The sequence below is a fragment of the Francisella salimarina genome, assembly GCF_007923265.1.
GTDB classification, from domain to species: Bacteria; Pseudomonadota; Gammaproteobacteria; order Francisellales; family Francisellaceae; genus Francisella; species Francisella salimarina.
In genome coordinates, this window is record NZ_VOJA01000001.1 from 284,558 (window position 1) to 301,047 (window position 16,490).

Consider the following 16,490-nt stretch of genomic DNA (forward strand, 5'->3'; position numbering starts at 1 on the left):
CACAAATTGCAAACCATTAATTATTTTAATGGTTTACAATATCATTATATAAAAGCAAATCTTTTTAAATATTTTTACAGCAGCTTAGAATTTAATTTTCCGTTATTTTGACTATTCGATAGACTTAAAATAAACTAACTTAGTAGGATACTTTAGATTTTATAAATATGGATAACAAAAAAAATATTCTAATAACAGGTTGCTCTCATGGTGGTATTGGCTACGCTACAGCCATCTATCTTCGAGATAAAGGATATCAAGTTTTTGCTTCTACTAGAAAGCAAGAAGATGTAGATAAGCTCAAAGCCGAAGGCTTTGATACTTACTTGATAGATGTCACTAATTATCAACAAGTTGATCAGGCTTTAGAGTCTATTTTAGCTAAAACTGGTGGCAAATTAGATGCTGTATTTAATAATGCTGGATTTGGACAAGTGGGCGCATTAGAAGATATAGATACGCAATTTATCAAAAAGCAGTTTGAAACCAATGTATTTGCCGTACATAATCTAACTAACAAAGCTATAAAAATCATGCGTAAACAAGGTTATGGGAAAATAATACAGCATAGTTCAATATTAGGGCTTATTGGTATGAGGTTTCGCGGATCATACGTAGCTAGTAAATATGCACTAGAAGGTATGACTGATACTATGCGACTTGAGCTTAGGGATACTAATATTTTCATTAGCCTATTAAATACTGGACCTGTAACAAGCAAATTTAGAGAGAATGCTCTAAAGACTATAGATAATGTTGAAGTAGAAAATTCACCTCACAATAAAGAATACTATAGAATAATGCTTGGTAATCACAAACCTATCCCTTTCAACCTACCTGCAATTGAAGTAGCCAAAGTTGTTGAAAAAATTCTTGTAGCAAAAAAACCAAGACCTAGATACTTTATAACAAAAGCAACTTGGATTATGACAACTCTCAAAAGATTTTTGACAACAAAAGCTTTCGACAAGGTTGTAGGAAAGTATTAACCATTATTTTCTAAACTTATACAAAAACCATCCTACAAATATAAAAATCATTGGCCCTAAAATTAGTTCTGATTCATATATTGCAATCTCATAAGCATCATTCATATCGCTTGGTGGTTGAAAGCTAAATATTATACCTAATGATGTCGATACAAAAACTAGTACTGCAAACAGATATTTTATCTTATGATTCATAAGCTTGATATAAGCGATTACAAGATATAAATAAGGGATAAAATAAAGTACAGTAGCCATAAGGATCAAGATTTGATACATCGCATCAACTGACGGCAACAAGTTTGTAAGTACGACTATAAAGGTGACCAACACTCCCATAAATATCAAAGCATTTCTTGGAGAATCGTGCTTGTTAGTTTTATGCAACCAGTCCGGCAAAATTCCTTTAGGAGTACATTTAAAAAACATAATAACAGGTGCTAATAACCAAATACTAACTGCGGCAAATTCAGCAAATGTTAATAAAAATGCCATGAGTTTAGGAAACCATGCCCAATGAAATTGATGACCTATAATCTCAAATGCAGTCATCAAACCAGATGCTTTACCGATATCATCAGGTGATGCTACCAGATTCAGAGCTACGGTACCTAGTATATATAGTCCAAGTAATATAAAAGCAGATAAAATCAAGCCATAATAGAGGTTTTTCTTAGCATCTCTAACAGAGTTGGCAAAAGTAGGAATTATCTCGATACCCGCCATAGCAAACATAATAATAGTCAAAGTAGAAAGATTGTCCCACGAACTACCATGAGGAGCTATATTAGCCATAGAAAAATCAGTAGCACTATGCCCTACGGCTATATATGCTGCCACCCCTAAAATGATTATCACAATAGCAGGTATAAATGAGCCTAAAATACCTCCAATATCTACTAGATATTTATTTGCCCTTAGACCATAAAAGCTAATTACCGTAATCAACCAAAAAGCTATTAATACCACCACAGTAATATAATAATGATTCTCGACTAACTCAGGCTTACCGATGAAGTAAGCAAAATTTGTAGCCAAGAATATTAGAACTGCTGGATAGTAAAATATTGTATTAATCCAGTAAAGCCATGCAACCATAAAGCCTGATTTTTCACCCAAAGCTCTAGTAGTCCAAGCATACATACCGCCCTCATCCGGATACTTACGTGACAACTGAGTAGCTATAACAACCAATGGTAGGAAAAATACCAAAGCTCCAAGTACCCAAAAGAATATTGCAGATGCCCCCAAGCCTGCGGCAACAGGTATCCAACGAATACCAAAGTTAGCAGTGACTGCCATTATAGTGACATCTTTTAATCCAAGAACTTTATTATCTGTTGAGATTGAACCCATAAAATATATTACTCGTTAATAATTCATAGAATGATTATATACATCATAATTAAGAATAAATATTCTAGAAGCTTATTTTTTTAATGATGAATTTAATTTTTAGATAAAAGATATATGAGAATTTGAAATGTAGTCTTTAGATGATATCCAAAACATATCTAACAAGAGATACTTTTGGATATTAAGACTTTATTACATCATGCCTGGCATACCGCCCATGCCACCACCCATAGGAGGCATAGCTGGAGCATCTTCTTTGATCTCACCAACCATAGCTTCTGTTGTGATCATTAGACCAGCAATTGAAGCAGCATGTTGTAGAGCTGAACGAGTAACTTTAGTAGGATCTAAGATACCCATTTCAACCATATCACCATAAGTATCATTAGCTGCATTGTAGCCATGGCTTCCTTCTTTAGCTTTAACTTCGTTTACAACTACAGAAGCTTCGCCACCAGCATTTTGTACAATTTGTCTTAGAGGAGCTTCGATTGCTTTTCTAAGTAAAGCAATACCGTGGTTCTGATCATCATTATCACCAGTCAAGCCATCAAGAGCTTTTTGCGCTCTAATAAGTGCAACACCGCCGCCAGCGACGATACCTTCTTCTACAGCTGCACGAGTAGCATGTAAAGCATCATCAACACGGTCTTTCTTCTCTTTCATCTCAGCTTCTGTAATAGCACCAACTCTAATTACAGCAACACCGCCAGATAGCTTAGCTAATCTTTCTTGTAGCTTCTCTTTATCATAGTCAGAAGTAGCTTCTGCAACATTTGCTTTGATTTGAGAAACTCTATTTGCAATAGCATCTTTATCTCCAGCACCATCAATGATTGTAGTATCATCTTTAGTCACTTGTACTCTATTTGCAGTACCTAAGTGCTCCATATTAGCTTCTTCTAGCTTCATGCCAAGCTCTTCAGATATAACTGTAGCACCTGTTAAGATTGCAATGTCTTCTAACATAGCTTTTCTTCTATCGCCAAAGCCAGGAGCTTTAACTGCACATACTTTAACTACACCACGCATATTGTTAACAACTAAAGTAGCTAAAGCTTCGCTCTCAACATCTTCAGCGATGATCAATAGAGCTTTACCAGACTTAGAAACACCTTCTAATACAGGAAGTAATTCACGGATATTAGAGATTTTCTTATCAACTAGTAATATATATGGGCTCTCTAGATCAGTAGTCATGTTCTCTTGGTTTGTCGCGAAATATGGAGATAAATAACCTCTATCAAACTGCATACCTTCAACGACATCAAGCTCATCTTCAAAACCTTTTCCTTCTTCTACAGTGATCACACCTTCTTTGCCAACTTTTGCCATAGCTTCAGCGATAAGCTTACCTACAGTAGAGTCAGAGTTAGCAGAGATTGTGCCCACTTGCTCGATTGATTTAGAGTCAGAACACGGCTTAGAAAGTACTTTTAGCTCTTCTACTAATTTAGTAGCAGCCTTATCAATCCCTCTTTTTAGATCCATAGGATTCATACCTGCAGCAACAGCTTTTAGACCTTCTGTAAGTAGCGCTTGAGCTAATACAGTGGCAGTAGTAGTACCATCACCCGCCACATCAGCAGTTTTAGATGCTACTTCTTTAACAATCTGAGCACCCATATTCTCAAATTTATCTTCTAGTTCGATTTCTTTAGCAACAGATACACCATCTTTAGTAATTGCTGGAGCACCATATGATTTGTCTAATACGACATTACGACCTTTAGGACCTAAAGTAACTTTTACAGCATTAGCTAAAGTGTTAACACCATCTAGCATTTTTGCACGAGCGTCATCTGAAAATAAAACTTCTTTTGCAGCCATTTTTATTTCTCCTTTGAAATTTCTAAGATTCTTTTTAATTATCCGATAATACCCATAATGTCGTCTTCTCTCATCATAAGAAGAGTCTCATCATTTACTTTTACCTCACTACCTGAGTATTTACCAAATAGTACTTTATCGCCTACTTTCACATCCATAGGTTGAGTAGAACCATTGTCTAATTTCTTACCATTCCCAACAGCTACAACTTCACCCTCACTTGGCTTTTCTTGAGCACTACCAGTTAAGATAATCCCACCTGCAGACTTTGTTTCTTCTTCTGCACGACGTACTAATACTCTGTCTTGTAATGGACGAATGTTCATAACAATCTTACTCCTTTGTTAATTATTGCTATTTTGTGTTTTCAAAAATTTTTTAATTTTTGTGCAGCTTAGAAATTTTCCTATTCTAAGTTCTTGCATGACTAGATATTGAGCCAAAAAAGTCATTTTCAAGATTTTTTTGTATTTTTTTTGTTAGAATCTCCTTGATAAAAATCAAATACACCAAAAAGATGAAGAAAATAGTACTGGCCATATTCCTTATTACTATTACAACAAGTATTTTTGCTTTAGATATCCAAAGTAAAGAAATAATGATAAACAAAAATAAGGTTCATTATTATCAAGTTAACAATTCCAAGAGCAACTTAAATCTTATTATGTTAACTGGTATTGGTACTACTGCTAACTTTTGGCCAAAAGATTTTATAGATATACTCTCGCAAAAGTATAACTTATATATTCTTGATTATCGTGGTGTAAATACAAGTCAAGATAATTCAAATGTAAACTATTCCATCTATGATCTAGCAAATGATACTAACTCCTTCATCAAGAAACTAAATTTGAAAAATACGTATCTATTAGGTTGGTCAATGGGAACTACAATTGCCCTACAAACAGCTTTTGATAAAAATAAATCATTTAAAAAAATCTTTTTAATATCTCCACCTTTGCCAACAAATGCTAATGACAACTCTACAAAGTTTAAAAAAACTCCTAAATTCAATAGTAATGACGATATCTATAATTATGTATTTAACAATAATTTATATAAATACTCTCCTAAAGATCTAACCACTGAAAAATCTAGATTCATAAACTCTGATATAAGCACTTTATTTCCTACTCCAGAAGTTTATGCGAAACAGAAAATAGCTCGAAACGAATGGGTTTCAAATAAGGATGCTATTAATAATTTTGTTAATATTGATATACCTACTGTAATATTCTTATCAAATAATGATCAAATAGAGCATATTGATAGTATTCAAAAAACCATATCTTTAGTAAAAAATAAATCTATAGTAAGTACAATTTATCTAAATAAATCCGGACATGCTATTGATTGGGATCAATCTCTCAAATTAGCAAATATCATAAATAACTTAGCATAATTAAATATATAGTATTAACAACAAAACATGAGGTATAACTTTGAACAATAAAAGTATGAGCTTCACTGCCCGTTTAGTTCACACAATAGGCTTTGAATTTTTTGGAATAGTGATTTTCACCCCATTTGCCATGTTTGTCCTACACAAAGATATGTTTCATATCGCAGGACTAGCTATCATAGTATCAATAATAGCCATGCTATGGAATCTTGTATATAACTATATTTTTGACATCGTCGAGAATAAAACAGGCGGGTGTCGCTCAAAAAGAGGAGTTATTATAAGAGTGTTGCATGCCATTCTCTTTGAAGCTGGTCTTTTAATTGTTACTATCCCTCTTGTTGCATATATGCTAGATATGGGGCTAATAGAAGCAGTTATTGTTGATATTGGCTTTGTTATTTTTTATCTTGTATATGCTTTTGTGTATAATTATATTTTCGATAAGATTTACTTCGGTTTTATACATAATTAGATATAGCACCCATAGCTTAACTGGATAGAGCGTCGCCCTCCGGAGGCGAATGCGGGGGTTCGAGTCCCTCTGGGTGTGCCAAATCAGGACAACAATTTGAGTTATACATTACACAATCCTACTTAAAACATATATTACTACTAAAATTTCAGCACAAATAATAATTACTACTCTTATAAAAACTTTTGAGATGGAAATAGTGGTAGCACCTAAGTAATAATCAAAAAATATTGAAAAAAAATGGGATATGAATTACAATTCACCGATACTGATAATAATTATCATTTATGGAATAGGTAAATGTCAAAATATAAGACTAATACTAAATATTTAATCAAAGGGTACCTCCAGAGCTGTCCAGTCGCCTATAAAAACAGACTTTTATCCTTAGGTTTATTACCTGGTAAAACTCTAGAAATAAAACGTAAAGCTATTTTTGGTGGTCCATGCCAAGTCAGTGTAAGAAATGCTGATATTTCCATACGTGTAAAAGAACTAGACCTATTAGATCTAGAGGAGATCAAATCATGAGATATGCCTTAGTTGGTAATCCAAACTGTGGTAAAACAACAATCTTCAATGTACTGACAGGACTTAATCAAAAGGTAGGTAACTGGTCTGGCGTTACAGTAGATAAAAAAGTTGGTTATTTTAAAGTTGATGATCAACAAGTTGAAATAGTTGATATACCCGGTATATACAGCCTATCAGCATCCGATAGTAGCTCTATTGATGAACAAATAGCTTTCAACTATGTTATACAAGAGAAACCGGATGCAATAATAAATGTTTTAGATGCATCTAATCTTGAAAGAAGTATGTATCTAACCATACAACTACTAGAGCTAAATGTTCCAATAATACTAGCTGTAAACATGGTAGATGTCGCTAATAAAAGTGGAACTATAATTGATTTTGACAAATTATCTAAACTCTTGGGAATAAATGTTTTTCCAGTAATTGGTTCAAAAGGTGTTGGAATAAATGAACTTAAAAACGCTCTCACTAAACCACAGTCGGCCTCACACTATGACTTAAAATCTCACTATCCTAAAGAGATATTGAGATTAGATAATCAACTTCAAGAACTACGTCAATCAGATACAGCAAACTTATGGCTAGCTGGAGAGCTTTATGAGGGTCGAACTATCCAACTTGAACAGGATAATCAAGATATTGATATTGAAGCACTACTTTCAGAGCACTCAGAATTAATAGCTAAATCTGGACACAAAATACCAGAAACTCGCTATGGCATAGTAGATGATATCCTTAAAAACACGGTTAGCTATACAGCTTCAAAATCCAGTAGAAGCATAACACAAGTATTGGACTCTGTATGTATGAACCGTTTTTTAGGGATACCTGTGTTCCTAATGATGATGTACCTAATGTTCTTTTTCTCAATAACATTTGGTTCTGCAGTACAGCCTTTGTTTGATGATTTTACAGCTTCAGTATTTATTGATGGTGTTGCATATTACTCGAATATGATTGGTCTACCTGAACAATTGACTATGATATTATCCCAAGGCTTTGGTACAGGTATTAACACAGTACTTGCATTCATCCCTCAAATTGGCTTCCTATTTATATTCTTATCTCTACTTGAAGACTCTGGATATATGTCAAGAGCTGCTTTTGTCATTGATAGATTTATGCAATCTATAGGACTTTCTGGTAAAGCTTTTGTACCTATGATTGTTGGCTTTGGATGCAATGTTGCTTCAATTATGGCCTCAAGAACTCTAGAAACTCGAGAAGATCGTTTAATGACAATCATGATGTCACCATTTATGTCATGTGGCGCTAGACTTGCTATCTTCTCAGTATTTGCAACAGCATTTTTTCCTGACCACGGTGCTTCAGTAATATTTTTACTTTATTTACTAGGAATTATTGCAGCAATTTTGACAGGATATGTTATTAAATTTACATTCCTAAAAAATGAAGCAACTCCTTTTGTATTAGATATACCAAAATATCACTTACCTCACTTTAGTACAATTATGCTCTACAGTTGGAATCGTCTAAAATCATTCCTACTTAAAGCAGGTAAAGTTATAGTACCAATAGCAGTTATCATCGGAAGCCTAAATAGCATCAATGTAACTAAAAACGAATCTGCTCTTAGCTATGCAGGTAAAGAGATAACTCCAATATTTGCACCTATGGGAGTTAATAATGATAACTGGCAAGCTACTGTTGGTTTAATGACTGGGGTGCTTGCAAAAGAGGTTGTTGTAGGTACTTTAAATACTCTTTATACACAAGATGATAGTCAGGGTATTCCAGATAGTTACAGTATTACAGATAACTTTAAAGACGCTATATATAGTACTTGGGATAACCTTTTCAATATGGATCTTAACCCAATCACAAGTAACGAGGCAGATGCTAATATGAGTAGCTCTGCTATGGGTAATATGACAAGTAAATTTAGTTCTGGGCTAGCTGCATTTTCATATTTACTATTCGTACTATTATATATACCTTGTATATCTGTAATTGGTGCCACAGTTAGAGAATCTACCAGAGGATGGGCTATTTTATCTATTATATGGAGCTCGGCAATGGCATATACTTCTGCAGTTGTAGTATATCAGCTAGGCAATATACTTAATACACCAGTTAAATCTATCGTGTATACAGCAATTGCCATAGTTGGGTTAGGTATTGTAATTGCCATAATGAGATATTTATCAACCAGAATCAAATTTGTAGCAAACTTAACTGGCTGCTCAAGTTGTCAGGTCAGAAAATAAAAATATCTCATCCTTCTCAGTATTTATCTTGTACATAAACTATGACTAAAATGTACAATGAAAGTATCTAATAATAATCAATAGTGCTAAAATTCAGATGTAAATCTAAGTTTAAGGCTTGCATGCTCAATAATAATTTGAAGGCTACGGTTGCAATAATTGGCGCTGGTCCATCCGGCTCGGTTGCAGCAGCAATACTAGTCAAAAAAGGTTATGATGTAATTATCATTGAAAGACAAATATTCCCAAGATTTTCAATAGGTGAAAGTCTCTTACCTCAATCAATGCAGTATTTTGAAGAAGCTGATATGCTTGATGTAATTAAACAACAAGCAATATTTCAGCATAAAAATGGAGCTGCTTTTAATAATAATATTGACTCTATTTCTATAGATTTTAATCAAAAGTTCACCGCTGGTTATGGTGATACTTTTCAGGTTAAACGAGGGATCTTCGACAAAGCTTTGGCTGATAAGGCTCAAGGTCTAGGTGCAAAAATATTTTATAATACTGAAGTTATCCATGTAGCTGAAGAGAGAGATAGTATCACTCTGACTGTCAGAAATCTTGAAACTCAAAAACAGTATAAATTAGAAGCTAATTTTGTACTTGACGCTAGTGGTTTTGGGAGAGTGCTACCAAAATTACTTAATCTTGAGAAACCTTCTAGCTTTCCAATGCGACAATCATATTTTTGTCATATAGAGGATAATATTGTTGCTGGAAGTTTTGATCGCGATAAAATTCTTATAAGCGTTCATCCAGAACATAGAGATATTTGGTACTGGCTAATACCTTTTGCTGATGGAACATCATCCATTGGAGTAGTTGCAAAGCCAGAGAACTTCATTGATAACAATACCAATATGCAGAATCTAGATTGCTTTATAAAGCAAATGCCATATTTAGCAAACTTAACATCTGCCTCAATACTTAGATCTGATGTTCAAACTATCAAAGGTTACTCATCAAATGTTTCTAAACTTTATGGCGAAAGATTTGCATTGCTTGGTAATGCCGCTGAATTTTTAGACCCTGTATTTTCATCAGGTATAACCATTGCTGTTAAATCAGCATCCTTAGCAGCAAATGCTCTTGATAGACATCTAAGGGGTATAGATGTAGATTGGCAAAAAGAATTTGTTGATGAGTTATATATAGGTATAAATACTTTTAGAGAATTTGTTAGCGCTTGGTATGAAGGTAGCTTGCAGGATATAATATTTCATAAAAATAGCACCAAAAACATAAAAGAACAAATCGTATCAATCTTAGCGGGATATGCTTGGGATAAAAATAACCCCTTTGTGAGAAATCCTAGACAAGGAATTAAAGCATTATCAAGGTTATGCTGTTAAAATACTATTTGATAACAACTCCTTTTAATGCAACTCCAGACATTAAGAGACCCTCGCCACAAACATAAGTATCTTTACTTGATGTAGGATTATTTTTCCAGTTAGATTCGATATCTGCAATACCTTTGCCACCGGCAGCTTGTGATTGCTCTTTTAGATCAATTAATGCTGAATAAAAAGCCCAATTACAAGACTTCTGATAATTTTTAAAGACACCATTAGTCCTTTTGCTAGTATATATTGTTCCTTCAGCTGAATAATCAAATGGCTTAGAATCTTTACCAAAATAAAACTTAAAATCGCCAAGTTTATTTTTGACTTTTTCAGGCATTACTTCCATAGCATTCTTGATACTCACATCATGAATATCATCCGAAGCATAAACAGATAAAGGTAAAACAAAACAGCCTGCAGCAACCAATGAAAGTAACATCTTTTTCATATTATGTATCCTATAACTTTTCAGAAAATTGTGTTAAATATCATATCAATTTTGTGACTAAAGTATAATCTTTATTCTAAAATTTTTTAAAAATCAAAGATGTATTAACCCCACCAAAAGCAAAGTTATTAGTCATCACATACTCAGTCTCTATATTTTGTTTATCTACAAGGTAGTCTAAGCTAGCACACCTTGGATCTACATTTTGTAAATTTATATTTGGGATAAATACACCTCTATTCATCATCTCTATAGTTAGCCATGCTTCAAGCGAGCCACTAGCACCTAATGTATGACCAAAATAGCCCTTTAATGAACTGATGCTAATATCCCTAGCAAAAACCTCACGCGTGGCAATACTCTCGGCTATATCGCCAACCTCTGTTGATGTACCATGAGCATTGACATAACCTATCATATCTGGTGTTATCTGTGCATCTTCTAAAGCAAGTTTGAGAGCAATCTGCATTTTTTCGGCTGTTGGCTGCGTAACATGCTCAGCATCACAGTTCGTACCATACCCAATAACTTCTGCATAAATTTTTGCTCCACGCTGTTGAGCATGCTCTAATGACTCTAATATCAAAGTAGCACTTCCCTCTCCTATAACTAAGCCATCTCTATCTCTATCAAAAGGTTTAGGTGCAAGACTTGGCGTATCATTCATCTGACTTGTCGCGAATAATGTGTCAAATATTGCAACCTGACTTACACAAAGCTCTTCTGCGCCACCAGCAACCATCACATCCTGCATACCATATTTAATAGCTTCATAAGCATATCCTATAGCTTGACTACTTGAGGTACATGCACTAGATGTCGGAATCAATCTACCAGTCAACCCAAAAAACAAAGCTACATTAACTGCACAAGTATGACTCATACCCTTGATATAAGTTGTTGCATTAACATTGCCAATTTTTTTGTCAGTAAGAATCATCAAAAGATCAGCTAATGGTTGTGGACTGCCAGAGCATGATCCATAAGCAACACCTGTTCTACCACTAGTTAATATATCTGTCTTATCAAGTAAACCAGCATCCGCTAATGCTTGCGAGGTTGCTACGGTTGCTAACTTTGACACCATACCCATACCACGTATTTTTTTACGAGGATAATTTGGCATTTTAAAATCTGTTACAGGAGCAGCAAGCTTAGTGTTAAGACCTTGAATATCATCCCAAGGCATTCTCTTAGTTGCGACTTTTCCAGCTAATAGTGACTCAAAAATAGTATCAGCATCACTACCAAGAGCTGTAACGCCTGACATACCAGTAACAACAACTCTATGCATTAAGCAAGTCCTCCATTAATAGAAATTACTTGTCTTGTTATATAAGCTGCAGCATCCGACATCAGATACTCTGCTAAGCTTGCTACCTCATCCACACTACCTGCCCTTTTCATTGGTATATGCTTAATGATCTCATCATAATGCTCAATATCATCAGTCATTTCTGTATCTATCAAACCTGGTGCTATGCAATTAACTGTAATTTTTCTTTTCGCTAACTCTACAGCCAAAGCTTTTGTGGCTCCAATAATACCAGCTTTTGCAGCACTATAGTTGACCTGTCCTCTATTACCCACGATACCAGATACAGAAGCCATAGTAATAATCCTGCCACCTTTTCTAAGCTGTATCATTGGCATAATACAAGGCTTTAAAACATTATAAAAACCATCCAGATTAGTATCTATAACTCTTGACCAATCATCTTTTGTCATTGCTGGAAATGCAGTATCCCTACAAAGACCGGCATTATTAATCACTCCATAAAATGCACCATGATTTTCGATATACTCGCCAATAGCTTGTTCTGTCTGCTGATTATTAGAGATATCAAAACTTATAATATCTGCTTGAAAACCCTTATCAAGAATACTATCACGAACGTTTTCAGCACCAACTTTGTCCGTATTATAGTGTATAGTTATATGCCTATTTTCAGCCGCAAGTTTTAGTGCTATAGCCTTACCGATTCCTTTACTCGCACCTGTGACTAATATTCTTTTCATATTTTATATTTCTCTACTAATAACTTTTTTTACATCTCCAAAACTTTGTGGCTGATAGGCATTGATCGTAAGTGATGCAACTTCTTGTTGACCCAACAATACTTTGCAACTAAATACCCCTGTCCCTTTATCAAGAATAATACATTCAGCAAATATATCTAAAACACTACCAGTTTTATATCTTTTAACATCTGTCTTGTAACCTCTCACACTGAGTAAAAATGCTACTGGAGGTTCATTGGTACTAGCGTCAGATGTAGCAAGCTTACTAGCTCTACCATAGGAAGCAGCCGTTTGAGCCATGATTTCAACCGCTACCCAGTGTGGTATACCATCTAATTGCTTATCGAAGAATATATTGCCATCAGTCACAATGGTTCTACAGTGTACTGTATTGTCTTCAAAAGCGATAAACTCATCAACGAGTCTCATAGGTAGTTCATGCGGTATCAAATCGCCAATATTATGCATCTATTTCTTTCCTATAATTACACTTACGTTATTACCGCCAAAAGCAAACGAGTTACTCATGAAATTTGGCTTGTGGTATCGAATATCACTAGTTATTATACCAATATCAGAAATAATATCCTTATCTGAATCGTATTGCATTGGTAGTTTTTTGTTAGGATTGTAATTATCTGATAATAATAGCCAACACATCCCTACCTCTGTAGCTGCCGCTGCACCTAGAGTATGACCTGTCAATGATTTAGTAGAGCTGCACGCAACAGGTGCTTTAAATATATCTTTTACTGCATTACTTTCCATATTATCATTCAGTATAGTTGCTGTACCATGCAAATTTAGATAACCGATATCATCAGGAGCTAGATTTGCAGAGCTCAATGCCTGTATCATAGCTAATTTAGCACCTTCACCACTAGGATCTGGTGCTGTAATATGATAACCATCTGATGATTCCCCAACACCTAAAAGTACTATTTCTGAGCAATCTCTAGACATAATAAATGCTGCAGCGCCTTCACCGATATTTATACCATCTCTTTGATTATGAAAAGGTAAACACAAGTTCTGAGATATCGCATCTAAACAATCAAAGCCATTTAATGTTAATTCACAAAGAGTATCGCAACCTACAACAATAACTGCATCACACAAATTCTGTTTTAATAATCTAGCAGCTGAGGCAAATGCTTTACCACTTGATGAACAAGCTGTTGATATAGTATAAGCAATATTTTCAAGATTATAATACTCCCTCAAAAATTCACTAAGACCTGCGGTTTCTTCTTGCTTGTAGCTAAATTCTTTGGGGAATTGACCTGATATAAACTTTTTAGTTAAAGCTCGTTCACCATTATCTATACCTGATGTACTAGTACCGCAAACCACAGCCACTCTATCAGCTCCATATTTATCTATAACTCGACTTATATCATGATTTATTTGCATACAGGCATGAAGAGCCATTTGGTTATTACGACAATCAAATTCTTTTAATCGGTGAGGAATTTCTGGAAGTATATTATCATTTACTTGCCCTACCATTGTCTTGCGACCCGACAATAGATTCTTATCAGTTACCAAGCCAGTTTGATTACTAAGCAATGATTGCAAAACAGCTTGTTTAGAATCACCTAAACAATTGATTATACCTAGTGAATTCAGATAAATTTCATTGCCACTCATATTCTGTATAATTTTTAATAACTTCCTGTAAGTATAAATACAATTACGATTAGTTTAAATACAATTAAGTGTATGTTAACTGTATTTAATACTTAAAAATGTTATAGATATACATTTTTTTACTTCAATATGATAGATTCTAGTAAAGACAATAAAATAGCATATTGGATGAGATTTTATATAGATTCGGTTTTAGCCATAGCTCAAGGAAAAAACGACATATCAAGTTTTAAAGATATATCATACCTTGAAATGATAAAACAGGACGTCAACATCGATACTAGCCTCATAGCTGCCGCTATGAGAAGAAGATGTAGTAAATCTAGCAAAATCGCTCTTTCAGTATCCATACCTCAACTCCATAAATATAAAATAGATGCCGTAGTATTTGGATCTCAACATGGTGAACTAGCAAATACATTATCTATATTTAAAGATATTTCTAATCAAGAAATCCTTTCACCAAACGCATTTTCTCAATCTGTGCATAACACTCCTTCTGGACTTCTATCAATCCAACAAAAACTAAAAATACCTTTTAACTCAATAGCTGCTGGTACCGAGACTTTTGAAATGGGTTTAATTGACGCTATCACACAGTTACAAGACTATGATAATGTTTTGTTTACTTGTTATGATGATAATGTGCCAGAAATCTTTGATAAACTCAATATCTCAGATAATCTTGCTTATGGAATTAGTTTTGTCATATCAAGAGAACCACTATCACAGTCAAGTATAGGCTTAAAATTAGAGATTAATAACAACATAACATTATTACAAAAATTTAATCGACTCCCATCTGCAATTATTTTTGCAAACTGGTATGCTTGTAATGAACTTAATCCATTATTTTTGAAGAGTATATCTATAGAGAAGATGTAATTATGTATAAATACTTAAATAGGTTTTATCGCAGAATTGCTACAGGAATATGTTTCTTTTTATTTAGCTTTTTTGGAGCTATATTAGGCTATATATACTTCCCTCTAGTTAGAATATTTATAAAAGATAAAAGTGCTCGCACAGTACATGCTCAACACACTATAAACATTGGTTTTAAGATTTTTATTGGAATTATTCATCATTTTAGAATTATTCGATTTGAGTTTGAAGGTATTGAAAAACTATATCAAGATAAAGGTTGTATTTTCATAGCTAATCATCCTACTTTAATCGACTATGTTGCAATAGTGTCTAGACTCAAGCTTTGCGATAATATTGTCAAACAAAGCTTATGGGAAAACCCATATTATAAGCATGTAATAGAAACAGCTGGATATATTCCAAATATCAATCCTGACCAAACATTCTCACGCTTAAATGAAATATTTGCAGAAGGTAGAAATTTGTTAATGTTTCCAGAAGGTACCAGAACTAGTCCCAACCAGTTACCAAAACTAAAACGAGGTGCCGCGCAACTAGCAATTAGAACAAATGCTCCTATAAGAATGATACATATTTCATGCTCTCCTGTTACTTTGACAAAAAATACCAAATGGTATAACATTGCCGAAACAACGCCGTTGTTTAGAGTAGTTGTTGGAGATAAGGTTAATCCTCAAGATTTTATTGATGAGGCAGATGGGATACCATCTCTAGCTGCTCGTAGGCTAACTAAATTTTTACAGTATAATCTCTCTACTAAATTAGATTTTTTATAAAATAGGTACTTTAAAAACATGCAACAAGAAATAAAAGAAATGATCATCGAGGTCTTAAATCTTGAAGATATTACAGCTGATGAAATAGATGCTGATGAAGCACTTTTTGGAGAGGGTTTAGGACTAGATTCAATAGATGCTTTAGAGATAGGGGTTGCGTTAAAAAAACGCTATAATATAAGTCTTGAAGTTGCTGATGAAGATGTCAAAAAACACTTTGAATCTGTGGCATCTTTGGCTAAATTTGTAGAAGAAAATAAATCTTAAGGATATACTGATGAGCTTTTCTAAAGAACAAATTTTCGCACAATTACAGGATATTCTTAATAATCTTTTTGAAATAGATAAGGATGATGTCACTCTAGATTCAACACTATACGAAGATCTTGATTTAGATAGTATTGATGCTGTTGATTTAGTAGTACAACTGCAAAACTTCACAGGTCGCAAGTTTAAACCTGAGGAATTTAAATCTGTTCGTACTGTTGGGGATGTTGTTGACACTATAATTGCAGCTCTAGCACAAGACTAAATACACAC

The 16,490-nt window shown here is 34.0% G+C and carries 18 protein-coding genes and 1 tRNA gene; 11 read left to right on the forward strand and 8 right to left on the reverse strand.

Annotated elements, in window-relative coordinates:
* The first annotated feature begins 167 nt into the window (after positions 1–167).
* The gene (locus FQ699_RS01345; RefSeq protein WP_146420805.1) at positions 168–989 is read left to right on the forward strand and encodes an SDR family NAD(P)-dependent oxidoreductase; all 822 of its coding nucleotides are present in this window, start codon (positions 168–170) and stop codon (positions 987–989) included.
* Between the two features lie 3 nt (positions 990–992).
* On the opposite strand, the gene FQ699_RS01350 is transcribed toward FQ699_RS01345, so the two are convergent.
* The 3 genes from FQ699_RS01350 to FQ699_RS01360 form a co-directional block, all read right to left on the reverse strand.
* Positions 993–2,342, reverse strand: coding sequence for an APC family permease (locus tag FQ699_RS01350; RefSeq protein WP_146420806.1), 1,350 nt, complete (start codon positions 2,340–2,342; stop codon positions 993–995).
* A 192-nt stretch (positions 2,343–2,534) separates the two neighbouring features.
* On the reverse strand, positions 2,535–4,172 hold the full coding sequence (groL, locus tag FQ699_RS01355; RefSeq protein WP_146420807.1) for a chaperonin GroEL: 1,638 nt from the start codon (positions 4,170–4,172) through the stop codon (positions 2,535–2,537).
* A 38-nt stretch (positions 4,173–4,210) separates the two neighbouring features.
* Entirely contained in the window at positions 4,211–4,498 is a 288-nt protein-coding gene (locus FQ699_RS01360) for a co-chaperone GroES (RefSeq protein ID WP_013922465.1), read from the reverse strand.
* 191 nt (positions 4,499–4,689) lie between these two features.
* Here FQ699_RS01360 and FQ699_RS01365 point away from each other — a divergent pair, with 191 nt between their 5' ends.
* The 6 genes from FQ699_RS01365 to FQ699_RS01390 all read left to right on the forward strand — a co-directional run bounded on the left by FQ699_RS01365 (position 4,690) and on the right by FQ699_RS01390 (position 10,172).
* Positions 4,690–5,574 (forward strand): alpha/beta fold hydrolase, encoded by an 885-nt coding sequence (locus tag FQ699_RS01365; RefSeq protein WP_146420808.1) that lies wholly within the window; start codon positions 4,690–4,692, stop codon positions 5,572–5,574.
* 40 nt (positions 5,575–5,614) lie between these two features.
* Entirely contained in the window at positions 5,615–6,049 is a 435-nt protein-coding gene (locus tag FQ699_RS01370) for a PACE efflux transporter (RefSeq protein WP_041263637.1), read from the forward strand.
* 5 nt (positions 6,050–6,054) lie between these two features.
* Positions 6,055–6,130: transfer RNA gene (locus FQ699_RS01375), tRNA-Arg, on the forward strand.
* A 219-nt stretch (positions 6,131–6,349) separates the two neighbouring features.
* Positions 6,350–6,580, forward strand: a complete 231-nt coding sequence (locus tag FQ699_RS01380; RefSeq protein ID WP_041263635.1) for a FeoA domain-containing protein — start codon at positions 6,350–6,352, stop codon at positions 6,578–6,580.
* On the forward strand, positions 6,577–8,814 hold the full coding sequence (gene feoB, locus FQ699_RS01385; RefSeq protein ID WP_146420809.1) for a Fe(2+) transporter permease subunit FeoB: 2,238 nt from the start codon (positions 6,577–6,579) through the stop codon (positions 8,812–8,814). Before FQ699_RS01380 ends, feoB begins: the two co-directional genes overlap by 4 nt.
* A 122-nt stretch (positions 8,815–8,936) precedes the next feature.
* The gene (locus FQ699_RS01390; RefSeq protein ID WP_146420810.1) at positions 8,937–10,172 is read left to right on the forward strand and encodes an NAD(P)/FAD-dependent oxidoreductase; all 1,236 of its coding nucleotides are present in this window, start codon (positions 8,937–8,939) and stop codon (positions 10,170–10,172) included.
* Positions 10,173–10,176: 4 nt separating this feature from the next.
* On the opposite strand, the gene FQ699_RS01395 is transcribed toward FQ699_RS01390, so the two are convergent.
* The 5 genes from FQ699_RS01395 to FQ699_RS01415 form a co-directional block, all read right to left on the reverse strand.
* The gene (locus FQ699_RS01395) at positions 10,177–10,614 is read right to left on the reverse strand and encodes an excinuclease (RefSeq protein WP_146420811.1); all 438 of its coding nucleotides are present in this window, start codon (positions 10,612–10,614) and stop codon (positions 10,177–10,179) included.
* A 76-nt stretch (positions 10,615–10,690) separates the two neighbouring features.
* Positions 10,691–11,908: a beta-ketoacyl-ACP synthase gene (locus FQ699_RS01400; RefSeq protein ID WP_146420812.1), complete on the reverse strand. Its 1,218-nt coding sequence runs from the start codon at positions 11,906–11,908 to the stop codon at positions 10,691–10,693.
* On the reverse strand, positions 11,908–12,633 hold the full coding sequence (gene fabG, locus FQ699_RS01405) for a 3-oxoacyl-ACP reductase FabG (RefSeq protein ID WP_012280477.1): 726 nt from the start codon (positions 12,631–12,633) through the stop codon (positions 11,908–11,910). The genes FQ699_RS01400 and fabG overlap by 1 nt, the downstream gene beginning before the upstream one ends.
* Before the next feature lie 3 nt (positions 12,634–12,636).
* Positions 12,637–13,104, reverse strand: a complete 468-nt coding sequence (locus tag FQ699_RS01410; protein ID WP_146420813.1) for an ApeP family dehydratase — start codon at positions 13,102–13,104, stop codon at positions 12,637–12,639.
* A complete protein-coding gene (locus FQ699_RS01415; RefSeq protein WP_146420814.1) occupies positions 13,105–14,286 on the reverse strand; it encodes a beta-ketoacyl-ACP synthase in 1,182 nt (393 codons plus the stop codon).
* A gap of 168 nt (positions 14,287–14,454) precedes the next feature.
* Between FQ699_RS01415 and FQ699_RS01420 the strand changes: the two genes are divergently transcribed.
* From FQ699_RS01420 to FQ699_RS01435, 4 genes are read left to right on the forward strand one after another with little or no spacing between them, the layout of a single operon-like run.
* Positions 14,455–15,171: a beta-ketoacyl synthase chain length factor gene (locus tag FQ699_RS01420; RefSeq protein ID WP_146420815.1), complete on the forward strand. Its 717-nt coding sequence runs from the start codon at positions 14,455–14,457 to the stop codon at positions 15,169–15,171.
* 2 nt (positions 15,172–15,173) lie between these two features.
* Positions 15,174–15,950 carry a lysophospholipid acyltransferase family protein gene (locus tag FQ699_RS01425; protein WP_146420816.1) on the forward strand — a complete coding sequence of 259 codons (777 nt, stop codon included), beginning with the start codon at positions 15,174–15,176 and terminating at the stop codon, positions 15,948–15,950.
* Between the two features lie 18 nt (positions 15,951–15,968).
* On the forward strand, positions 15,969–16,217 hold the full coding sequence (locus FQ699_RS01430; RefSeq protein ID WP_013922452.1) for a phosphopantetheine-binding protein: 249 nt from the start codon (positions 15,969–15,971) through the stop codon (positions 16,215–16,217).
* Between the two features lie 10 nt (positions 16,218–16,227).
* Positions 16,228–16,482 (forward strand): acyl carrier protein, encoded by a 255-nt coding sequence (locus FQ699_RS01435; protein WP_012280472.1) that lies wholly within the window; start codon positions 16,228–16,230, stop codon positions 16,480–16,482.
* Positions 16,483–16,490: the final 8 nt, after the last annotated feature.